This is a genomic window from Cupriavidus sp. 30B13, from assembly GCF_049059565.2.
In the GTDB taxonomy this organism is placed as follows: Bacteria; Pseudomonadota; Gammaproteobacteria; order Burkholderiales; family Burkholderiaceae; genus Cupriavidus.
The window spans coordinates 1794818-1809733 of record NZ_CP188223.1; the positions used below are offsets into that span (position 1 = coordinate 1794818).

General features: G+C 70.4%; 12 protein-coding genes. 6 read left to right on the forward strand and 6 right to left on the reverse strand.

Translation table 11 applies throughout. The features are described 5' to 3' along the window. The first annotated feature begins 16 nt into the window (after window positions 1-16). Both ACKI2N_RS08310 and ACKI2N_RS08315 read left to right on the forward strand, forming a co-directional pair. A complete protein-coding gene (locus tag ACKI2N_RS08310; protein ID WP_420993747.1) occupies window positions 17-3253 on the forward strand; it encodes an ATP-binding protein in 3237 nt (1078 codons plus the stop codon). Window positions 3254-3294: 41 nt separating this feature from the next. Further along, entirely contained in the window at window positions 3295-3837 is a 543-nt protein-coding gene (locus ACKI2N_RS08315) for a gamma carbonic anhydrase family protein (RefSeq protein WP_420993748.1), read from the forward strand. 34 nt (window positions 3838-3871) lie between these two features. On the opposite strand, the gene ACKI2N_RS08320 is transcribed toward ACKI2N_RS08315, so the two are convergent. The 3 genes from ACKI2N_RS08320 to wrbA all read right to left on the reverse strand — a co-directional run bounded on the left by ACKI2N_RS08320 (window position 3872) and on the right by wrbA (window position 6388). After that, on the reverse strand, window positions 3872-5293 hold the full coding sequence (locus tag ACKI2N_RS08320; RefSeq protein WP_420993749.1) for an FAD-binding oxidoreductase: 1422 nt from the start codon (window positions 5291-5293) through the stop codon (window positions 3872-3874). Window positions 5294-5363: 70 nt separating this feature from the next. After that, on the reverse strand, window positions 5364-5786 hold the full coding sequence (locus ACKI2N_RS08325) for a DUF2069 domain-containing protein (protein ID WP_420993750.1): 423 nt from the start codon (window positions 5784-5786) through the stop codon (window positions 5364-5366). Next, the gene (gene wrbA, locus ACKI2N_RS08330) at window positions 5783-6388 is read right to left on the reverse strand and encodes an NAD(P)H:quinone oxidoreductase (protein ID WP_420993751.1); all 606 of its coding nucleotides are present in this window, start codon (window positions 6386-6388) and stop codon (window positions 5783-5785) included. Before wrbA ends, ACKI2N_RS08325 begins: the two co-directional genes overlap by 4 nt. A gap of 205 nt (window positions 6389-6593) precedes the next feature. Between wrbA and ACKI2N_RS08335 the strand changes: the two genes are divergently transcribed. Then, the gene (locus ACKI2N_RS08335; protein WP_420993752.1) at window positions 6594-7961 is read left to right on the forward strand and encodes a YihY family inner membrane protein; all 1368 of its coding nucleotides are present in this window, start codon (window positions 6594-6596) and stop codon (window positions 7959-7961) included. Window positions 7962-7978: 17 nt separating this feature from the next. Here ACKI2N_RS08335 and ACKI2N_RS08340 read toward each other — a convergent pair whose 3' ends face one another. The 3 genes from ACKI2N_RS08340 to ACKI2N_RS08350 all read right to left on the reverse strand — a co-directional run bounded on the left by ACKI2N_RS08340 (window position 7979) and on the right by ACKI2N_RS08350 (window position 10858). Continuing rightward, window positions 7979-8296 carry an Mpo1-like protein gene (locus ACKI2N_RS08340; RefSeq protein WP_420993753.1) on the reverse strand — a complete coding sequence of 106 codons (318 nt, stop codon included), beginning with the start codon at window positions 8294-8296 and terminating at the stop codon, window positions 7979-7981. 427 nt (window positions 8297-8723) lie between these two features. Next, window positions 8724-9548, reverse strand: coding sequence for an alpha/beta fold hydrolase (locus ACKI2N_RS08345; protein ID WP_420993754.1), 825 nt, complete (start codon window positions 9546-9548; stop codon window positions 8724-8726). Beyond that, window positions 9548-10858, reverse strand: coding sequence for an O-acetylhomoserine aminocarboxypropyltransferase (locus tag ACKI2N_RS08350; protein ID WP_420993755.1), 1311 nt, complete (start codon window positions 10856-10858; stop codon window positions 9548-9550). Before ACKI2N_RS08350 ends, ACKI2N_RS08345 begins: the two co-directional genes overlap by 1 nt. A gap of 270 nt (window positions 10859-11128) precedes the next feature. On the opposite strand from ACKI2N_RS08350, the gene ACKI2N_RS08355 reads away from it, so the two are divergent. The 3 genes from ACKI2N_RS08355 (at window position 11129) to aroC (ending at window position 14916) form a co-directional block, all read left to right on the forward strand. Continuing rightward, window positions 11129-11575, forward strand: coding sequence for a CBS domain-containing protein (locus ACKI2N_RS08355; RefSeq protein WP_420993756.1), 447 nt, complete (start codon window positions 11129-11131; stop codon window positions 11573-11575). 179 nt (window positions 11576-11754) lie between these two features. After that, complete coding sequence (locus ACKI2N_RS08360; protein ID WP_420993757.1) at window positions 11755-13653, forward strand: MFS transporter; 1899 nt, start codon at window positions 11755-11757, stop codon at window positions 13651-13653. Between the two features lie 144 nt (window positions 13654-13797). Further along, on the forward strand, window positions 13798-14916 hold the full coding sequence (gene aroC, locus ACKI2N_RS08365; protein ID WP_420993758.1) for a chorismate synthase: 1119 nt from the start codon (window positions 13798-13800) through the stop codon (window positions 14914-14916).

Consider the following 14916-nt stretch of genomic DNA (forward strand, 5'->3'; position numbering starts at 1 on the left):
GCCGCATTGGAGCGCCATGCACAAATCGCCCTGGGCCGCAGCGTTGTTCTGCTTCCTTCTGTTCCTGCTTTCCGCCGCCCAGGGGGCCGATGTGGCGCCCCCGTCGAAGATCGAAGTCTTCGGCCGCCTGACCTCGGGGCCCAAGCCGTGGCTGAGCGAGGACGACCGCCAGTGGCTGGCGCAGCGGGCGCCGCTGACGGTCGGCGTGGTGACGCCCGACTATCCGCCGCTGGAAATGCTCACCGCCGCCCGCTTCGAGGGGGTCACGGCGGACTACCTGGCGCTGATGTTCGAGCACCTGCCGCAGGTGCGCGCCTTTACCTCGCGGCAGGCGGCGCTGGAGGCGCTGCGGCGCGGCGAGATCGACCTGCTGGGGCGCGGCAGCGCGGCCGAGGCCGAGGAATACGACCTGCGCGTGTCCCATATCTACCTGGCCGACCAGCCGGTGCTGATCTCCGCCGACGGCCGGCGCTTCGACGACCAGCGCGAGGGCGCCACGCTGGCGCTGGTGGCCGGCTACCTCGCCGAGCGGCAACTGGCCGCGCGCTACCCGAAGAGCCGCATCCTGCTGTTCGACTCGCCGCAGCGCGCGCTGGAGGCGCTGAGCCTGGGGCACGTGGACGCGATGGTCGGCGATGCGTTGTCCACGCATTACCTGATCAACATGAACTACCTGCTGAACCTGCGCATCGAGAACTTCGCGCCGATCGACAGCCATGGTTTCGGCTTCCTGGTGCGCTCCGAGGACAACCGGCTGCGCGCGCTGATCGACCGCGCGCTGGTGCAGATCAACGTGCAGTTCGGCGACGAGATCCTGCGCAGCTGGAGCGCCGGGCGGCGCTTCCGGCTCGACGAGCAGCGCCTGGCGCTGACGCCGGCCGAGAACCGCTGGCTGGCCGCGCACCCGGAGGTGCCGGTGATCGTCAACCGCTACCTCGGCTCGCTGGGCCAGCTCGACGCCCGCGGCCGGGTGACGGGCATCGGCCACGACTACCTGGAGCTGATCGCCAAGCGCAGCGGCCTGAAGTTCACTTACGCCAGCGCGGACAATTTCGCCGAGCTGACCAAGCGCATGGACGCCGGCGAGGCCATGGTGACGCCGGTGCTGCCGCCGGACAACCCGACCGACGGCAAGCTCGAGATCCTCTCGCCGTATCTGCGCAGCTCCGTGATCCTGATGACCCGCCAGGACCGCGAGGGCGTGAGCGACCTGGCCAGCCTGGCCGGCAAGCGGCTGGCCACCGGCGCCGGCTATTACCTCAACGAGACCATCCGCCGGAACCACCCGTCGATCAACCTGCAGGTCTACGACAACCTGCTCGACGCCATGCGCAGCGTCGACGAGGGCAAGAGCGACGCCTGCATCTCCAACCTGTTCTCGGGGCGCTTCCTGGCCGCCCACGATTTCAACGGCAGGCTGGTGGTCAGCGGCATCCTGGAGGACCGCACCGTGCCGGTCAGCATCGGCGTGCTCAAGAGCGAGCCGGAGCTGCAGAACATCCTGGAGAAGGCGCAGATGTCGATCGGCCCGGACGAGGTCGCCGACATCGTGCGCCAGTGGGAGCCGCGCTTTCCCGCCGTGGGCGCGAGCTTCTGGCGCGACCACCGCGGCCGCATCCTCCAGCTCGGCAGCGTGTTCGCGCTGCTGGTGGCGCTGTCGCTGGTATGGGGCTTCTACCTGACCCGGCAGGTGCGCAAGACGCGGCGCGCGGAGAAGCGCCTGACCAACCAGCTGGCGCTGAAGAACACGCTGATCAACGCCATCCCCAACCCGATCTACCTGCTCGACCGCGAGGGCCGCCTGAGCGCCTGCAATACCGCGCTGCTGCGGCTGTTCGGCGCCAGCGCGGAGCTCAGCCTGGGCAAGACCATCCTCGAACTGCGCTGGTTTCCCGCCGAGCTGGCCGAGCGCCTGCTGCGCGAGCAGCGCCAGCGCATGGCGCAGGGCTCGCCGGCGGTCGCGGAGCATCTGCTCGACGTGCGCGGCCGCACCCTTTATATCCAGCACTGGACGGTGCCTTACCGCGACGTCGACGGCGAGGTGGAGGGCATGATCGGCGGCTGGGTGGACCTGACCGAGCGCCAGAGCCTGATCGACCAGCTGCAGGTGGCGCGCGAGAAGGCGGAGTCGGCCAACCAGGCCAAGAGCATCTTCCTGTCCACCATGAGCCACGAGATCCGCACCCCGATGAACGCCATCATCGGCCTGCAGGAGCTGGTGCTGCAGAAGGCCGAGGAGGGCGCGGTCGACGCGGCCTCGCTGGTGGTCGCGCAGGAGGCGGCGCGCGGCTTGCTGCTGCTGCTCGGCAACGTGCTGGACCTGACCCGCATCGAGACCGGCAAGCTCGATTCCTCGCCCGAGCCGGTGGCGCTCAAGGCGCAGATCGAGGGCATCGCCACGCTGGTGATCGGCATGGCGCGGCAGAAGCATCTGTCGCTGGACCTGCAGTTCGACGGCGACGTCGACCAGTGGGTGATGATGGACCCGCTGCACTTCAAGCAGGTGCTGTTCAACCTGCTGAGCAACGCCATCAAGTTCACCGAGCGCGGCGGCGTGGTCCTGCGCGCCACCGGGCGCCGCGCGGGCGAGCGCCTGCGCGTGCTGCTCGAAGTCATCGATACCGGCATCGGCATCTCGGCCGAGGACCAGGCCAAGCTGTTCCAGCCGTTCTCGCAGGTCGAGGCGGCGCAGGCCGACCAGGCGTTCGGCAGCGGGCTGGGCCTGAGCATCAGCCTGCGCCTGGTCAAGCTGCTGGGCGGCAGCATCAGCCTGAGCAGCGAGCCGGGCCGCGGCTCGTGCTTCAGCGTCGAGCTGGACCTGCCGCTGGGCACGGCGCCGGCGGCGGCCGAGCCGCCGGCCGCGGCGCCGGCGCCGGCCGCGCGTAACCTGGACGTGCTCGCGGTGGACGACCATCCGGCCAACCGCATCACCTTCCGGCAGCAGCTCAGGCACCTGGGCCACCGCGTCACGCTGGCGGCGGACGGGCAGGAAGCGCTGGAACTGTGGCAGGCCGGCGCCTTCGACGTGGTGCTGACCGATTGCCAGATGCCGCGCATGGACGGCATGGCGCTGGCCCGCCGCATCCGCGACGAAGAAAGCCGCGGCGAACGCCGCCGCTGCCTGATCCTGGCCGTCACGGCCAGCGCCGAGCCCGCCGAGGTCGAGCGCTGCCTGGCGGCCGGCATGGACCGCGTGCTGATCAAGCCGCTGACGCTGGAGATCGTCGGGCAGGCGCTTGCCGCGGCCGCTTAGACTTCAACCCTTCCGGCATGCCGGGTTTTCAGGATTTCAACGTGAGCATCCGCAGTTTCCAGGGCAAGGCCCCCCAGTTCGGCGAACGTGTGTTCGTCGATGCCAGCGCCGTGCTGATCGGCGACATCGAGATCGGCGCCGACAGCTCGGTCTGGCCGATGGTGACCATCCGCGGCGACATGCACCGCATCCGCATCGGCGCGCGCACCAGCGTGCAGGACGGCAGCGTGCTGCATATCACGCATGCGGGGCCGTTCAATCCGGACGGCTTCCCGCTGACCATCGGCGACGACGTGACCATCGGCCACAAGGCGCTGCTGCACGGCTGCACGGTCGGCAGCCGCATCCTGGTCGGCATGGGCGCCATCGTCATGGACGGCGCGGTGATCGAGGACGAGGTGATCCTCGGCGCCGGCAGCCTGGTGCCGCCGGGCAAGGTGCTCGCGGGCGGCCATCTCTACGTCGGCAGCCCGGCGCGACGGGCGCGGGCGCTTACCGAGAAGGAGCGCGGCTTCTTTCGCTACACGGCGGGCAACTATGTGAAGCTCAAGGACCAGTATCTCGCGCAGCGGGGCGGCACCTGACGGCGCGGCCGCCCTGGCCCGGCCCCGGCCCCGGCTAGACCACCTTGCCGGGATTCATCAGCCCGCGCGGGTCCAGCGCCTGCTTGATGGCCCGCATCATGGCCAGCTCGACCTCGCTCTTGTAGCGGCGGTTTTCCTCGCGCTTGAGCTGGCCCAGGCCGTGCTCGGCCGAGATCGAGCCGCGATGGGCGTGCACGCTGTCGTGCACGATGGCGTTGAGGGCCGGGCCGTTGTCGAGGAAGGCGTCGTGGTTCTGCCCGGCCGGCGGCGACACGTTGTAGTGCAGGTTGCCGTCGCCGAGATGGCCGAACGTGACCATGCGCGCGCCCGGGAACGCTTGCTGGATGAGCGCGTCGGTGGTGTCGATGAAGTCGGCGATGCGCGAGATCGGCACGGCGATGTCGTGCTTGACGTTCTTGCCTTCCTCCACCTGCGCCAGCGGGATGTGCTCGCGCAGGTTCCAGAAGTCGCGCGACTGCTGCACGGACTCGGCCACCACCGCGTCTTCCACCACGCCGGTCTCGAAGGCGGTTTCCATCATCGCCTCGAAGATGGCGCGCGCGTGTTCCTCGCTCTCGTTGTCGGACAGCTCCAGCAGCACCACCTGCGGATGCTGGCGGTCGAACGGATAGCGCAGCTGCGGATAGTGCGTGGTGACCAGCGACAGGCATGTCTGCGACATCAGCTCGAAGCCGGTCAGCAGCGCCCCGGCGCGCTGCTGGGCGATGGCCAGCAGCGCCAGCGCGGCGCGCGGGCTGGCCACGGCGGCCAGCGCGGTCACGCGCGCGCGCGGCAGCGGGTAGAGCTTCATCACGGCGGCGGTGATGATGCCGAGCGTGCCTTCGGCGCCGATGAACAGGTCGCGCAGGTCGTAGCCGGTGTTGTCCTTGCGCAGGCCGCGCAGGCCGTCCCAGACCTCGCCGGCCGGCGTGACCACTTCCAGCCCCAGGCACAGTTCGCGCGTGTTGCCGTAGCGCAGCACGCCGGTGCCGCCCGCGTTGGTGGCGAGGTTGCCGCCGATGGTGCAGCTGCCTTCGGCCGCCAGGCTCAGCGGGAACAGGCGGCCGTGCTCGCGCGCGGCATCCTGGAGCTGCTGCAGGATCACCCCGGCTTCCACGGTGACGGTGTTGTTGAGCGGGTCGACCTGCCGCACGCGGTTCAGCCGCTGCAGCGAGATCACCACCGAGGCGGTGCCCGCCGACGGCGTGGCGCCGCCGCACAGCCCGGTGTTGCCGCCCTGCGGCACCACGGCGAGCTGGTGCGCGTGGCAGGCGTGCACGGCGGCGGCGACTTCCTCGGTGGTGCCGGGGCGCAGCACCGCGACCGCTTCGCCGGTATAGCGCTTGCGCCAGTCGGTCAGGTAGGGCGCCTTGTCGGCGTCGTCGGTCAGCACGTGCTGGCCGCCCAGCGCGGCGCGGCAGAGTGCGAGGAAGGATTCGAGCTGCGAGGCATTCATGATGGGATCCGGTGCGGCTTGTGGTAAGGCGGGCTTGGCTTCTGGGGCGGGCTGCCTGCGGCTGCCCGGGCTACTTGCGGCGGGCCGGCTGCAGCGCCCGGGCGCGGCGCTTGTACGGGCGCAGGTAGAGGATGGTGGCGAAGAAGAACAGCAGCGTCAGCGCCACCTCGAGCCACGCCAGCGTGGAGGAAGGCGGGCGGTCGCTGGTGGCGCGCACGATGCCTTCGGTGAAGAACAGCAGGATCAGCATCGACGACCACTGCATGGTGTAGCGGTTGCGCGTCAGCACGCCGCGCAGCGGCAGCAGCAGCGGCAGGAACTTGAGGATCAGCCAGGAGCCGCCCGGGCGCAGCGGCGCGAGAAGCCATTCCCAGGCGATGCACAGCGCGATCAGCGCGAGCAGGCTGCCGGCGCTCAGGCGGTACAGCGCGGCGCTGTGCAGCGCGCCGTCGGTGGCCGCGGCGTCGCCGGCGCCGGCCGGCGCGGCGCTCATGCGCGGCTCCCGGCGGCCAGCCGCAGCGCGGTCTCGGCCAGGCGGCGGCCCATGGCGCGCGCCAGCGCGGCTTCGTCCTCGGACACCGGCGCGCTGTTGTCCACGCGCGCGTGATGGCTGGGGCCGTAGGGCGTGCCGCCGCCGGTGGTGGTCATCAGCGCGCTTTCCGAGTACGGCAGGCCGACCAGCAGCATGCCGTGGTGCAGCAGCGGCAGCATCATCGACAGCAGCGTGGTCTCCTGGCCGCCGTGCAGGCTGCCGGTGGCGGTAAACACGCAGGCCGGCTTGCCGCTGAGCGCGCCCGACAGCCATTGCGCCACGGTGCCGTCGAGGAAGTACTTCAGCGGCGCGGCCATGTTGCCGAAGCGGGTGGGGCTGCCCAGCGCCAGGCCCTGGCACTCCTCCAGGTCGCGCAGCTCGGCATAGGGCGGGCCTGCGCCGGGGATGTCCGGCGCGGTGGCTTCGCTGACGGTGGAGACCGGCGGCACCGTGCGCAGGCGGGCATGGGCGCCGGGCACGCTGTCGATGCCGTGGGCGATCAGTTCCGCCAGCTTGCGGGTGCTGCCGTGGCGGCTGTAGTAGAGGACGAGGATGTCGGTCATGGGCAAGGCGTTGGCTGGCCGCGCCGGGGCGGCAGGCCGCGTGGATGGCGCGTCCGGCACCGGGTTGGTGCCGGGCGCGCGGCGCAGGGCGTGCGCGTATTATAGTTGTGGCCCCGGCGCGGCCCGCCGGGCCGGCCATGGCACCGGCGCCGCCGGCTCGCCGTCACCGCATCGTCACCGCATCGCCCAAGGAGTTTGCCCCCGCATGTTCGCCGCCCGCATCGTCCGCCTGCGCAGGGAATGGAACCTGCAGAAGCTGCGCGCGCTGACCCGCTACGCGCTGCGCCGCGCGGCCGAGGACCGGCTGCCGCAGGTGTCGGCCAGCCTGACCTTCACCACCGTGCTGGCGGTGGTGCCGGTGCTGACGGTGGCGTTCGCGCTGCTGGCGGCGTTCCCGGTGTTCCGGGAGTTCCGCAGCTCCATCGAGACGTTCCTGTTCCAGAACCTGATTCCCGGCAACGTCAGCGATTCCATCACCAGCTATCTCGGGCAGTTTTCGAAGAACGCCAAGGGCCTGACCGCGGCCGGCCTGGGCGGCCTGATGGTGACCTCGGTGCTGACCATGCTGACGGTGGAGGACGCGCTCAACGCGATCTGGCGCGTCAAGCAGCGCCGCCCGCTGGCGCAGCGCGTGCTGGTGTTCTGGGCGGTGCTGACGCTGGGGCCGGTGCTGATCGGCGCCAGCCTGTCGATCAGCTCCTACCTGATCTCGGTCTCGGCCGGCTACGTGGGCACCATGCCGCTGGGGCTGGGCCTGCTGGTGAGCCTCACGCCGGTGGTGCTGGCGGCGCTGGCCTTCGCTTTCCTCTACATCGCGGTGCCCAATGCCAGCGTGGAGTGGCGCGACGCCATCACCGCCGGGCTGGTGGCGGCGCTGGCCTTCGAGCTGGCCAAGCGCGGCTTCGGCTACTTCGTCACGCACATTCCCACCTACACCGCGGTCTACGGCACCTTCGCCGCGCTGCCGATCTTCCTGCTGTGGATCTACCTGAGCTGGCTGGTGACGCTGCTGGGCGCCACCATCGCCGCCAACCTGCCGGTGATCCGCCAGGGCTACTGGCGCCGGCGCACGTTCGCCGGCAGCGAGTTCTTCGATGCGCTCGGCGTGCTTTACCTGCTCTACCGCGCGCGCGACGAGGTGCCGCGCAGCATCGGCGAGCTGGATCTCGGGCGCAAGCTGCGGGTGGAGGCGGATTACCTGTCCGGCCTGCTGGGCCGGCTCAAGGCCATGCACCTGATCGGCAAGCTGGCGCAGGACCGCGGCCAGGCCCACTGGGCGCTGCTGTGCGATCCCGCCCACGTGACGCTGCGCACGCTGCACGACCGCCTGGTGCTGAACCTGCCGCGCCTGCCGCGCACGGCGCTGGCGCAGCAACTGCAGGGCGCCGACACGCTCAGGCAGGTGCTGGACAACCCGCGCCTGGACCAGCCGCTGGAGGCGGTGTTCGGCCAGCGGCGGGCACAGGCGCCGGGGCAGGCGGAAGAGGAGTCGGCGGCGGCGCCCGGCCGCCCCGCCGAAGGCGGGCGCCGCACGCTGGAAGTGGTGCCGCCGGGCTGGCACGGCCAGATCTGAGCGGCCGGGCCGCGGGGTCAGAACGGAATCCTGCCGCGCCAGATGTCGGCGTACATCACCCAGTCGCCCATCAGGCTGTAGAGCGGATGGCGGAACGTGGCCGGGCGGTTCTTCTCGAAGCCGAAATGGCCCACCCAGGCGAAGGCATAGCCCGACACCGCGGCCGCGGCCAGCCACCACCAGTTGCCGCTCAGGGCCAGGGCCAGCAGGCACAGCAGCGCCACCGTGGAGCCGGCGAAATGCAGCCGGCGGCAGGTGGGGTTGCGGTGCTCGTCCAGGTAGAACGGGTAGAAGGCGGCGAAGTCCTGGAATTCGCGGGTGTGCGACCGGGGCATGTCGTACTCCTGTGGGGGTGCGGCATGTGTCAGTCTAGCTGGCGCGGGGCGGGTGTCCAGAGGGGTCTTCCTGGGGCCGCCATGCCGGACAACACCGTTGGCCTTGCTTGATGTTGCGTGCCTGCCAGGATCGCGGGTTTGGGGAGAGGGCGGCGAATGCTGCCGTGTGGGAAAAAACCGGCGGCTTCGTTGCTAGCCTCCAAGCTGGACAACACCGTTGGCCCCGCTTCTTGTGGCTCCTGGCTAAACCGCCCCTCTCCCCGGCCCTCTCCCCGTGAGGGGAGAGGGAGGACACCTTGCTTTGGCTAGCTCGCGCGGCGTGGGCCCATTCGCGGGCTTCGCCAGTCGCTGGGGGTGCTCCCCTCTCCCGCTTGCGGGAGAGGGGACGGGGGAGAGGGTCGGCGTTCCGCTGGGCTGAAGCCTTCGCTCAGCCTGCCGCCACCGCCTTGCGCGCGAACGCGGCCAGCGCGTCCAGCACTTCGTCGGGCTTTTCGCCCATCAGCGCGTGCCCGCACGGCACGGTGACGGTGCTGGCCGAGGCCATCTTCGCGGCCAGCGCCAGTGCGGCCTTGGGCGAGGTCATCATGTCCTTGCTGCCGCTGACGAACAGCGCCGGGCAGCGCACCGCGGCGGCCGCGGCTTCGCCGTTGGCGTAGGCGTTGCAGGCCGAGAAGTCGTTGTGGAAGACATGGCTCTGCGGGTTGCGCTGCGCTACGCGCTCCATCAGGCGCTGGCTGCCGCCCTGCATCCACGAGCCCGGTCCCGGCGAGGACGGCTTGTTGGCGAGGCTGGAGTGCGACCACGCGGTGACCATGGCGATGGCCTGGCCGACCTGCTTGAGCGAGGCTTCGAGCAGGGCGTCGGAGACCTTCATCGGGTAGGCCGTGGCCAGCAGCGCGATGGCGCGCACCGCGTCCGGGTGGCGCGCCGCGGTTTCCAGCGCGATCAGCGACCCCATGCTGTGCCCGAACACCAGCGCCGGCGCGGCGACGCCGGCCGCGCGCACCAGCTCGACCACCCAGTCGGCCATCGCCTCGATGGTCTTGAGCGGCTCGCCTTCGCTGCGGTTGTGGCCGGGCAGGTCCACGGCCAGCACGCCGAAGCCGTGGTTGGCGAACCAGCGCGTCTGCAGGGCCCACACGCTGTGGTCGTTCTGCGCGCCGTGCACGAACACGGCGCACGGCAGGGCGGGGTTGAAGGGTTTGCCGCCGGTGTAGGCGTAGGCCTTGCGGCCCGCGATCGTCAGTTCCATCAGGCTTGCCCTCCCTTGCCGCTCATGGCGCGCTCGGCGGCCTTGAGGCCGCGCTTGAGATCGTCGATCAGGTCGTCCGGGTCTTCCAGGCCGACCGACAGGCGGATGGTGCCTTCGCCGATGCCGGCGGCCCGCAGCGCCGCCGCGTCCATGCGGAAGTGCGTGGTGGAGGCGGGGTGGATCACCAGCGAGCGCGCGTCGCCCACGTTGGCCAGGTGCGAGAACAGCGCCAGGCTTTCGATGAAGCGCTGGCCGGCGGCGCGGTCGCCCTTGAGGTTGAAGCTGAACACGGCGCCGGCGCCGCGCGGCAGCAGGCGCTTGGCGAGCTCGTAGTCGGGGTGGGATTCCAGCTCGGGATAGGCCACCGATTCCACCATCGGGTGCGAGACCAGGAACTGCACCACGCGGCGCGCGTTTTCCACGTGGCGGGCCATGCGCAGCGGCAGGGTCTCGATGCCTTGCAGCAGTTGCCAGGCGGCCATCGGGTTGAGGCAGGCGCCGAAGTCGCGCAGGCCCTCGCGGCGCGCGCGCAGCAGGAACGGCGCCACCGTGCTTTCCTCGGTAAACACCATGTTGTGGAAGCCGGCATACGGCTCGGACAGTTCGGGGAAGCGCCCGGAGGCTTCGAAGTCGAAGGTGCCGCCTTCGGCCAGCACGCCGCCGATGGTGGTGCCGTGGCCGCCCAGGAACTTGGTGGCCGAGTGGTAGAGCAGGCCGGCGCCGTGGTCGAACGGCTTGAGCAGGTAGGGCGTGGTGAAGGTCGAGTCGACCAGCAGCGGGATGCCGTTGTCCCGGCCGAGCTGGGCCAGGGTCGGGATGTCGAGCACGTCCAGGCCGGGGTTGCCCAGCGTTTCGCCGAACAGCAGCCTGGTCTCGGGCCGGATGGCGGCGCGCCAGGCGTCGATGTCGCGCGCCTGCACGAAGGTGGTCTCGATGCCGAAGCGGCGCAGCGTGTAGTGCAGCAGGTTGTGCGAGCCGCCGTACAGCGCGCTGGACGCCACGATGTGCGAGCCGGCCCCCATCAGGGTGGCCACGGCCAGGTGCAGCGCGGCCTGGCCCGAAGCCACGCCGATCGCGCCGGCGCCGTTTTCCAGCGCCGCCACGCGTTCCTCGAACACCGCCACGGTGGGGTTCGAGATGCGCGAGTAGACGTGGCCGGCGCGTTCCATGTTGAACAGCGAGGCGGCGTGCTCGCTGTCGCGGAAGACGAAGGACGTGGTCAGGTGGATGGGCGTGGCCCGCGCGCCGGTGGCGGGGTCGGGGGCGGCGCCGGCATGCAGCGCCAGGGTGTCGAAACGGGTACCGGACATGGCTTCCAGGGCAAGAGTTGTCTCCGGTGCGCATCGTAGCATCCGGCGGCCCGCCGGCGCACGGCAAAGCGCGCGCCGGGGCGGGTCCGGAGGCGGCCGCGCTTTACTTGGGCGGGCGGTTTCGGCTAGGATCGGCCCATCCGGCGGCGCCGGCCCGTGCCCGCGCCGCGCCCGGGCGGAACCGGCCTCGCGCGGCCGGCGGCGGACCGCCACCACAGCGGCAGTACATCAGCAGATACATACAAGCAGATTCAGCAAGCGGAGACCACCATGAAAGTCAGCGACATCCTGCAGATCAAGGGCAACACGCTCTTCACCGTGACGCCCGACACCTCGCTGCAGCTGGCGGTCAAGACCATGGCCGAGCACGACATCGGCTCGCTGGTGGTGATGGAGTACGGCGAGCTGGTCGGCATGCTGACCTTCCGCGAGATCATCAATACGCTGGCCGCCAACAACGGCTCGGTGGGCACCTTCAGCCTGCGCAAGGTGATGGACGACGCGCCGCTGACCTGCACCATGGAAACCGACGTCAACGAAGTGCGCCGCATGATGCTGGAGCGCCACACGCGCTACCTGCCGGTGCTGGACAACCGCACCCTGATGGGCGTGATTTCGTTCTACGACGTGGCCAAGGCCGTGGTGGAGGAGCAGAGCTTCGAGAACCGCATGCTCAAGGCCTACATCCGCGACTGGCCGGAAGAAAAGACCGACTGAGATCGGCATGGCGGCGCGCACGGGCGTGCCGCGGGCGCCGGGCGGGCGGTGCCGCAGCGATGTGAATGGAGCCGGGCGCCGCGGGCGCGCCCGCGGCGTGCCGCCGCGTTGCCAGCAGTGTCGCGCCGGGTGCCCGCCGAGGGCATCCGGGTTGCCGGGGTCACCTCTTTCCTGTTTACATGAGCCAACAAAGCCAATTCCGACTGCTTCGCTCGCGCCGTTTCGCCCCGTTCTTCTGGACCCAGTTCCTCGGGGCCATGAACGACAACCTGTTCAAGGTTGCCTTTACTTCCCTCGTCACGTACCACACGGCGCTGTTCGACGGCGTCGACGCCAAGAGCGCGGCGTTCCTGATCTCCGCCATCTTCATCGCGCCGTTCGTGCTGTTCTCGGCCACCAGCGGGCAGATCGCCGACAAGATCGAGAAGTCCCGGCTGATCCGCATGGTCAAGACGCTGGAGATCGGCATCATGCTGCTGGGCCTGGCGGGCTTCGCCTGGCACAGCGCACCGCTGCTTTACCTGGGCACCTTCCTGATGGGCCTGCACTCGACGCTGTTCGGCCCGGTCAAGTTCGCCTACCTGCCGCAGCATCTCGACGAAACCGAGCTGGTCGGCGGCAACGGCCTGGTGGAGATGGGCACCTTCGTCGCCATCCTGCTCGGCACCTTGCTGGGCGGCGAGCTGGCCGGCATCGCGCACGGCGGGCAGATGACGGGGCCGCTCTACGTGGGCGCCGCCTGCGTGCTGCTGGCGCTGGCCGGGCGCATGGTGTCGGCGCGCGTGCCGGACTCGCCGGCGCCGCAGCCGGACCTGCGCATCAACTGGAACCCGTTTACCGAGACCTGGCGCAACCTCAGGCTGGCCCGCGCCGACCGCACCGTGTTCCTGAGCCTGCTGGGCATTTCCTGGCTGTGGTTCCTGGGCGCCACCTTCCTGACCTCGTTCTTCAGCTTCGCCAAGGAGGTGCTCGGCGGCGACCAGAACGTGGTGACGCTGCTGCTGGCGGTGTTCTCGCTCGGCATCGGCACCGGCTCGCTGCTGTGCGAGCGGCTGTCGGGGCGGCACGTGGAGATCGGGCTGGTGCCGTTCGGCTCGATCGGCATGACGGTGTTCGCGCTGGACCTGTTCTTCGGCAGCCATGGCGAGCATCACGCCGAGCTGTCCGGGCTGGCCGGCTTCATCGCCGACCCGCGCCACTGGCGCGTGCTGGCCGACCTGTTCCTGCTGGCGATGTTCGGCGGCTTCTACAGCGTGCCGCTGTACGCGCTGATCCAGAGCCGCTGCGCGCCCACGCACCGGGCCCGCATCATCGCCGCCAACAACATTCTCAACAGCTTCTTCATGATCGCTTCGTCGCTGATGGCGGTGGCGCTGACCCAGGCCGGCTTCACCATCCCGGAGCTGTTCCTGGCGGTGGGCCTGCTCAACGCGGTGGTGGCCATCTATATCTACAGCCTGGTGCCCGAGTTCCTGCTGCGCTTCATCGCCTGGATCCTGGTGCATACCGTGTACCGGCTGCAGCGCGTGAACGCCGAGCGCATCCCGGCCGAGGGCCCGGCGGTGCTGGTCTGCAACCACGTCAGCTTTGCCGACGCGGTGGTGCTGATGGCGGGCAGCCCGCGCCCGGTGCGCTTCGTCATGGACCACCGCATCTTCAAGGTGCCGCTGCTGTCGTGGTTCTTCCGCCAGGCCAAGGCGATCCCGATCGCGCCCGCGCACGAAGACCCGCGCATGCTCGAGCGCGCCTACGACGAGGTGGCGCGCGCGCTCGGCGAGGGCGACCTGGTCTGCATCTTCCCCGAGGGCAAGATCACCGCCAACGGCGAGATCAACCCGTTCAAGCAGGGCGTGCAGCAGATCATCCGCCGCACGCCGGTGCCGGTGGTGCCGATGGCGCTGCGCGGGTTGTGGGGCAGCTTTTTCTCGCGCCAGGGCGGCACGGCCATGTCGCGGCCGTTCCGGCGCGGCATCCTGAACCGGCTCGAGCTGGTGGTGGGCGACCCGATCGCGCCGGAGCTGGCCACGCCGGAAAGCCTGCAGCGGGTGGTGCAGGGCTTGCGCGGCGAGTGGCGCTGAGCCGTCTTTTGGCGCTGCCCGCGGCGCGCGGCGGGCCGCCCGGCGCGGCGGCCTGGCCGCATCCCGGCGCGGGCCGGGCGGGCGGCAAAAGCCTTACAATGTAGCCCGTTCTCCAATTTCCACGCGCTGTCGCGGTTCCTCATCATGTCCGGCAATACCCTCGGCCTGCTCTTCACAGTCACCACCTTCGGCGAATCGCACGGCCCGGCCATCGGCGCGGTGGTGGACGGCTGCCCGCCGGGCATGGCCCTGAGCGAGGCCGACATCCAGGGCGACCTGGACCGCCGCCGGCCCGGCACGTCGCGCCACGTCACGCAGCGCCAGGAAGCCGACCAGGTCGAGATCCTGTCCGGCGTGTTCGAGGGCAAGACCACCGGCACGCCGATCTGCCTGCTGATCCGCAACACCGACCAGCGCAGCAAGGACTACGGCAATATCGTCGAGACCTTCCGCCCGGGCCACGCCGACTACACCTACTGGCAGAAGTACGGCATCCGCGACCATCGCGGCGGCGGCCGCTCGTCGGCGCGCCTGACCGCGCCGGTGGTGGCGGCCGGCGCGGTGGCCAAGAAGTGGCTGCGCGAGCAGTACGGCACCGAGATCCGGGGCTATATGTCGCAGCTCGGCGAGATCCGCGTGCCGTTCGCGGACTGGGCCGAGGTGCCGCAGAACCCGTTCTTCGCCGCCAACGCGGAGATCGTGCCGGAGCTGGAAACCTACATGGACGCGCTGCGCCGCGACGGCGATTCGGTCGGCGCGCGCATCGAGGTGGTGGCCAGCGGCGTGCCCGTGGGCCTGGGCGAGCCGCTGTTCGACCGGCTCGACGCCGACATCGCGCACGCCATGATGGGCATCAACGCGGTCAAGGGCGTGGAGATCGGCGCCGGCTTCGACAGCGTCAGCCAGCGCGGCAGCGTGCATGGCGACGAACTGACCGCAGAAGGCTTTCGCACCAACAACTCGGGCGGCGTGCTGGGCGGCATCTCGACCGGCCAGGACGTCACCGTCTCGCTGGCGATCAAGCCCACTTCCAGCATCCGCACGCCGCGCGAATCGATCGACAAGGCCGGCCAGCCGGCCACCGTGGAGACCTTCGGCCGCCACGACCCGTGCGTGGGCATCCGCGCCACGCCGATCGCCGAGGCCATGCTGGCGCTGGTGCTGATCGACCACGCGCTGCGCCAGCGCGCCCAGTGCGGCGACGTCAAGGTCGAGACCCCGCGCATTCCCGCCCAGGCGCCGCAGTCCGGCCAGCCGTGCTGA

What these genes read in the sequence shown, in the direction of transcription:
- ACKI2N_RS08310 (WP_420993747.1), top strand. Translation starts at nt 17, where the DNA reads ATGCACAAATCGCCCTGGGCCGCAGCGTTGTTCTGCTTCCTTCTGTTC.
- ACKI2N_RS08320 (WP_420993749.1), bottom strand. Translation starts at nt 5,293, where the DNA reads ATGAATGCCTCGCAGCTCGAATCCTTCCTCGCACTCTGCCGCGCCGCG.
- ACKI2N_RS08325 (WP_420993750.1), bottom strand. Translation starts at nt 5,786, where the DNA reads ATGAGCGCCGCGCCGGCCGGCGCCGGCGACGCCGCGGCCACCGACGGC.
- wrbA (WP_420993751.1), bottom strand. Translation starts at nt 6,388, where the DNA reads ATGACCGACATCCTCGTCCTCTACTACAGCCGCCACGGCAGCACCCGC.
- ACKI2N_RS08335 (WP_420993752.1), top strand. Translation starts at nt 6,594, where the DNA reads ATGTTCGCCGCCCGCATCGTCCGCCTGCGCAGGGAATGGAACCTGCAG.
- ACKI2N_RS08340 (WP_420993753.1), bottom strand. Translation starts at nt 8,296, where the DNA reads ATGCCCCGGTCGCACACCCGCGAATTCCAGGACTTCGCCGCCTTCTAC.
- ACKI2N_RS08345 (WP_420993754.1), bottom strand. Translation starts at nt 9,548, where the DNA reads ATGGAACTGACGATCGCGGGCCGCAAGGCCTACGCCTACACCGGCGGC.
- ACKI2N_RS08350 (WP_420993755.1), bottom strand. Translation starts at nt 10,858, where the DNA reads ATGTCCGGTACCCGTTTCGACACCCTGGCGCTGCATGCCGGCGCCGCC.
- ACKI2N_RS08355 (WP_420993756.1), top strand. Translation starts at nt 11,129, where the DNA reads ATGAAAGTCAGCGACATCCTGCAGATCAAGGGCAACACGCTCTTCACC.
- ACKI2N_RS08360 (WP_420993757.1), top strand. Translation starts at nt 11,755, where the DNA reads ATGAGCCAACAAAGCCAATTCCGACTGCTTCGCTCGCGCCGTTTCGCC.
- aroC (WP_420993758.1), top strand. Translation starts at nt 13,798, where the DNA reads ATGTCCGGCAATACCCTCGGCCTGCTCTTCACAGTCACCACCTTCGGC.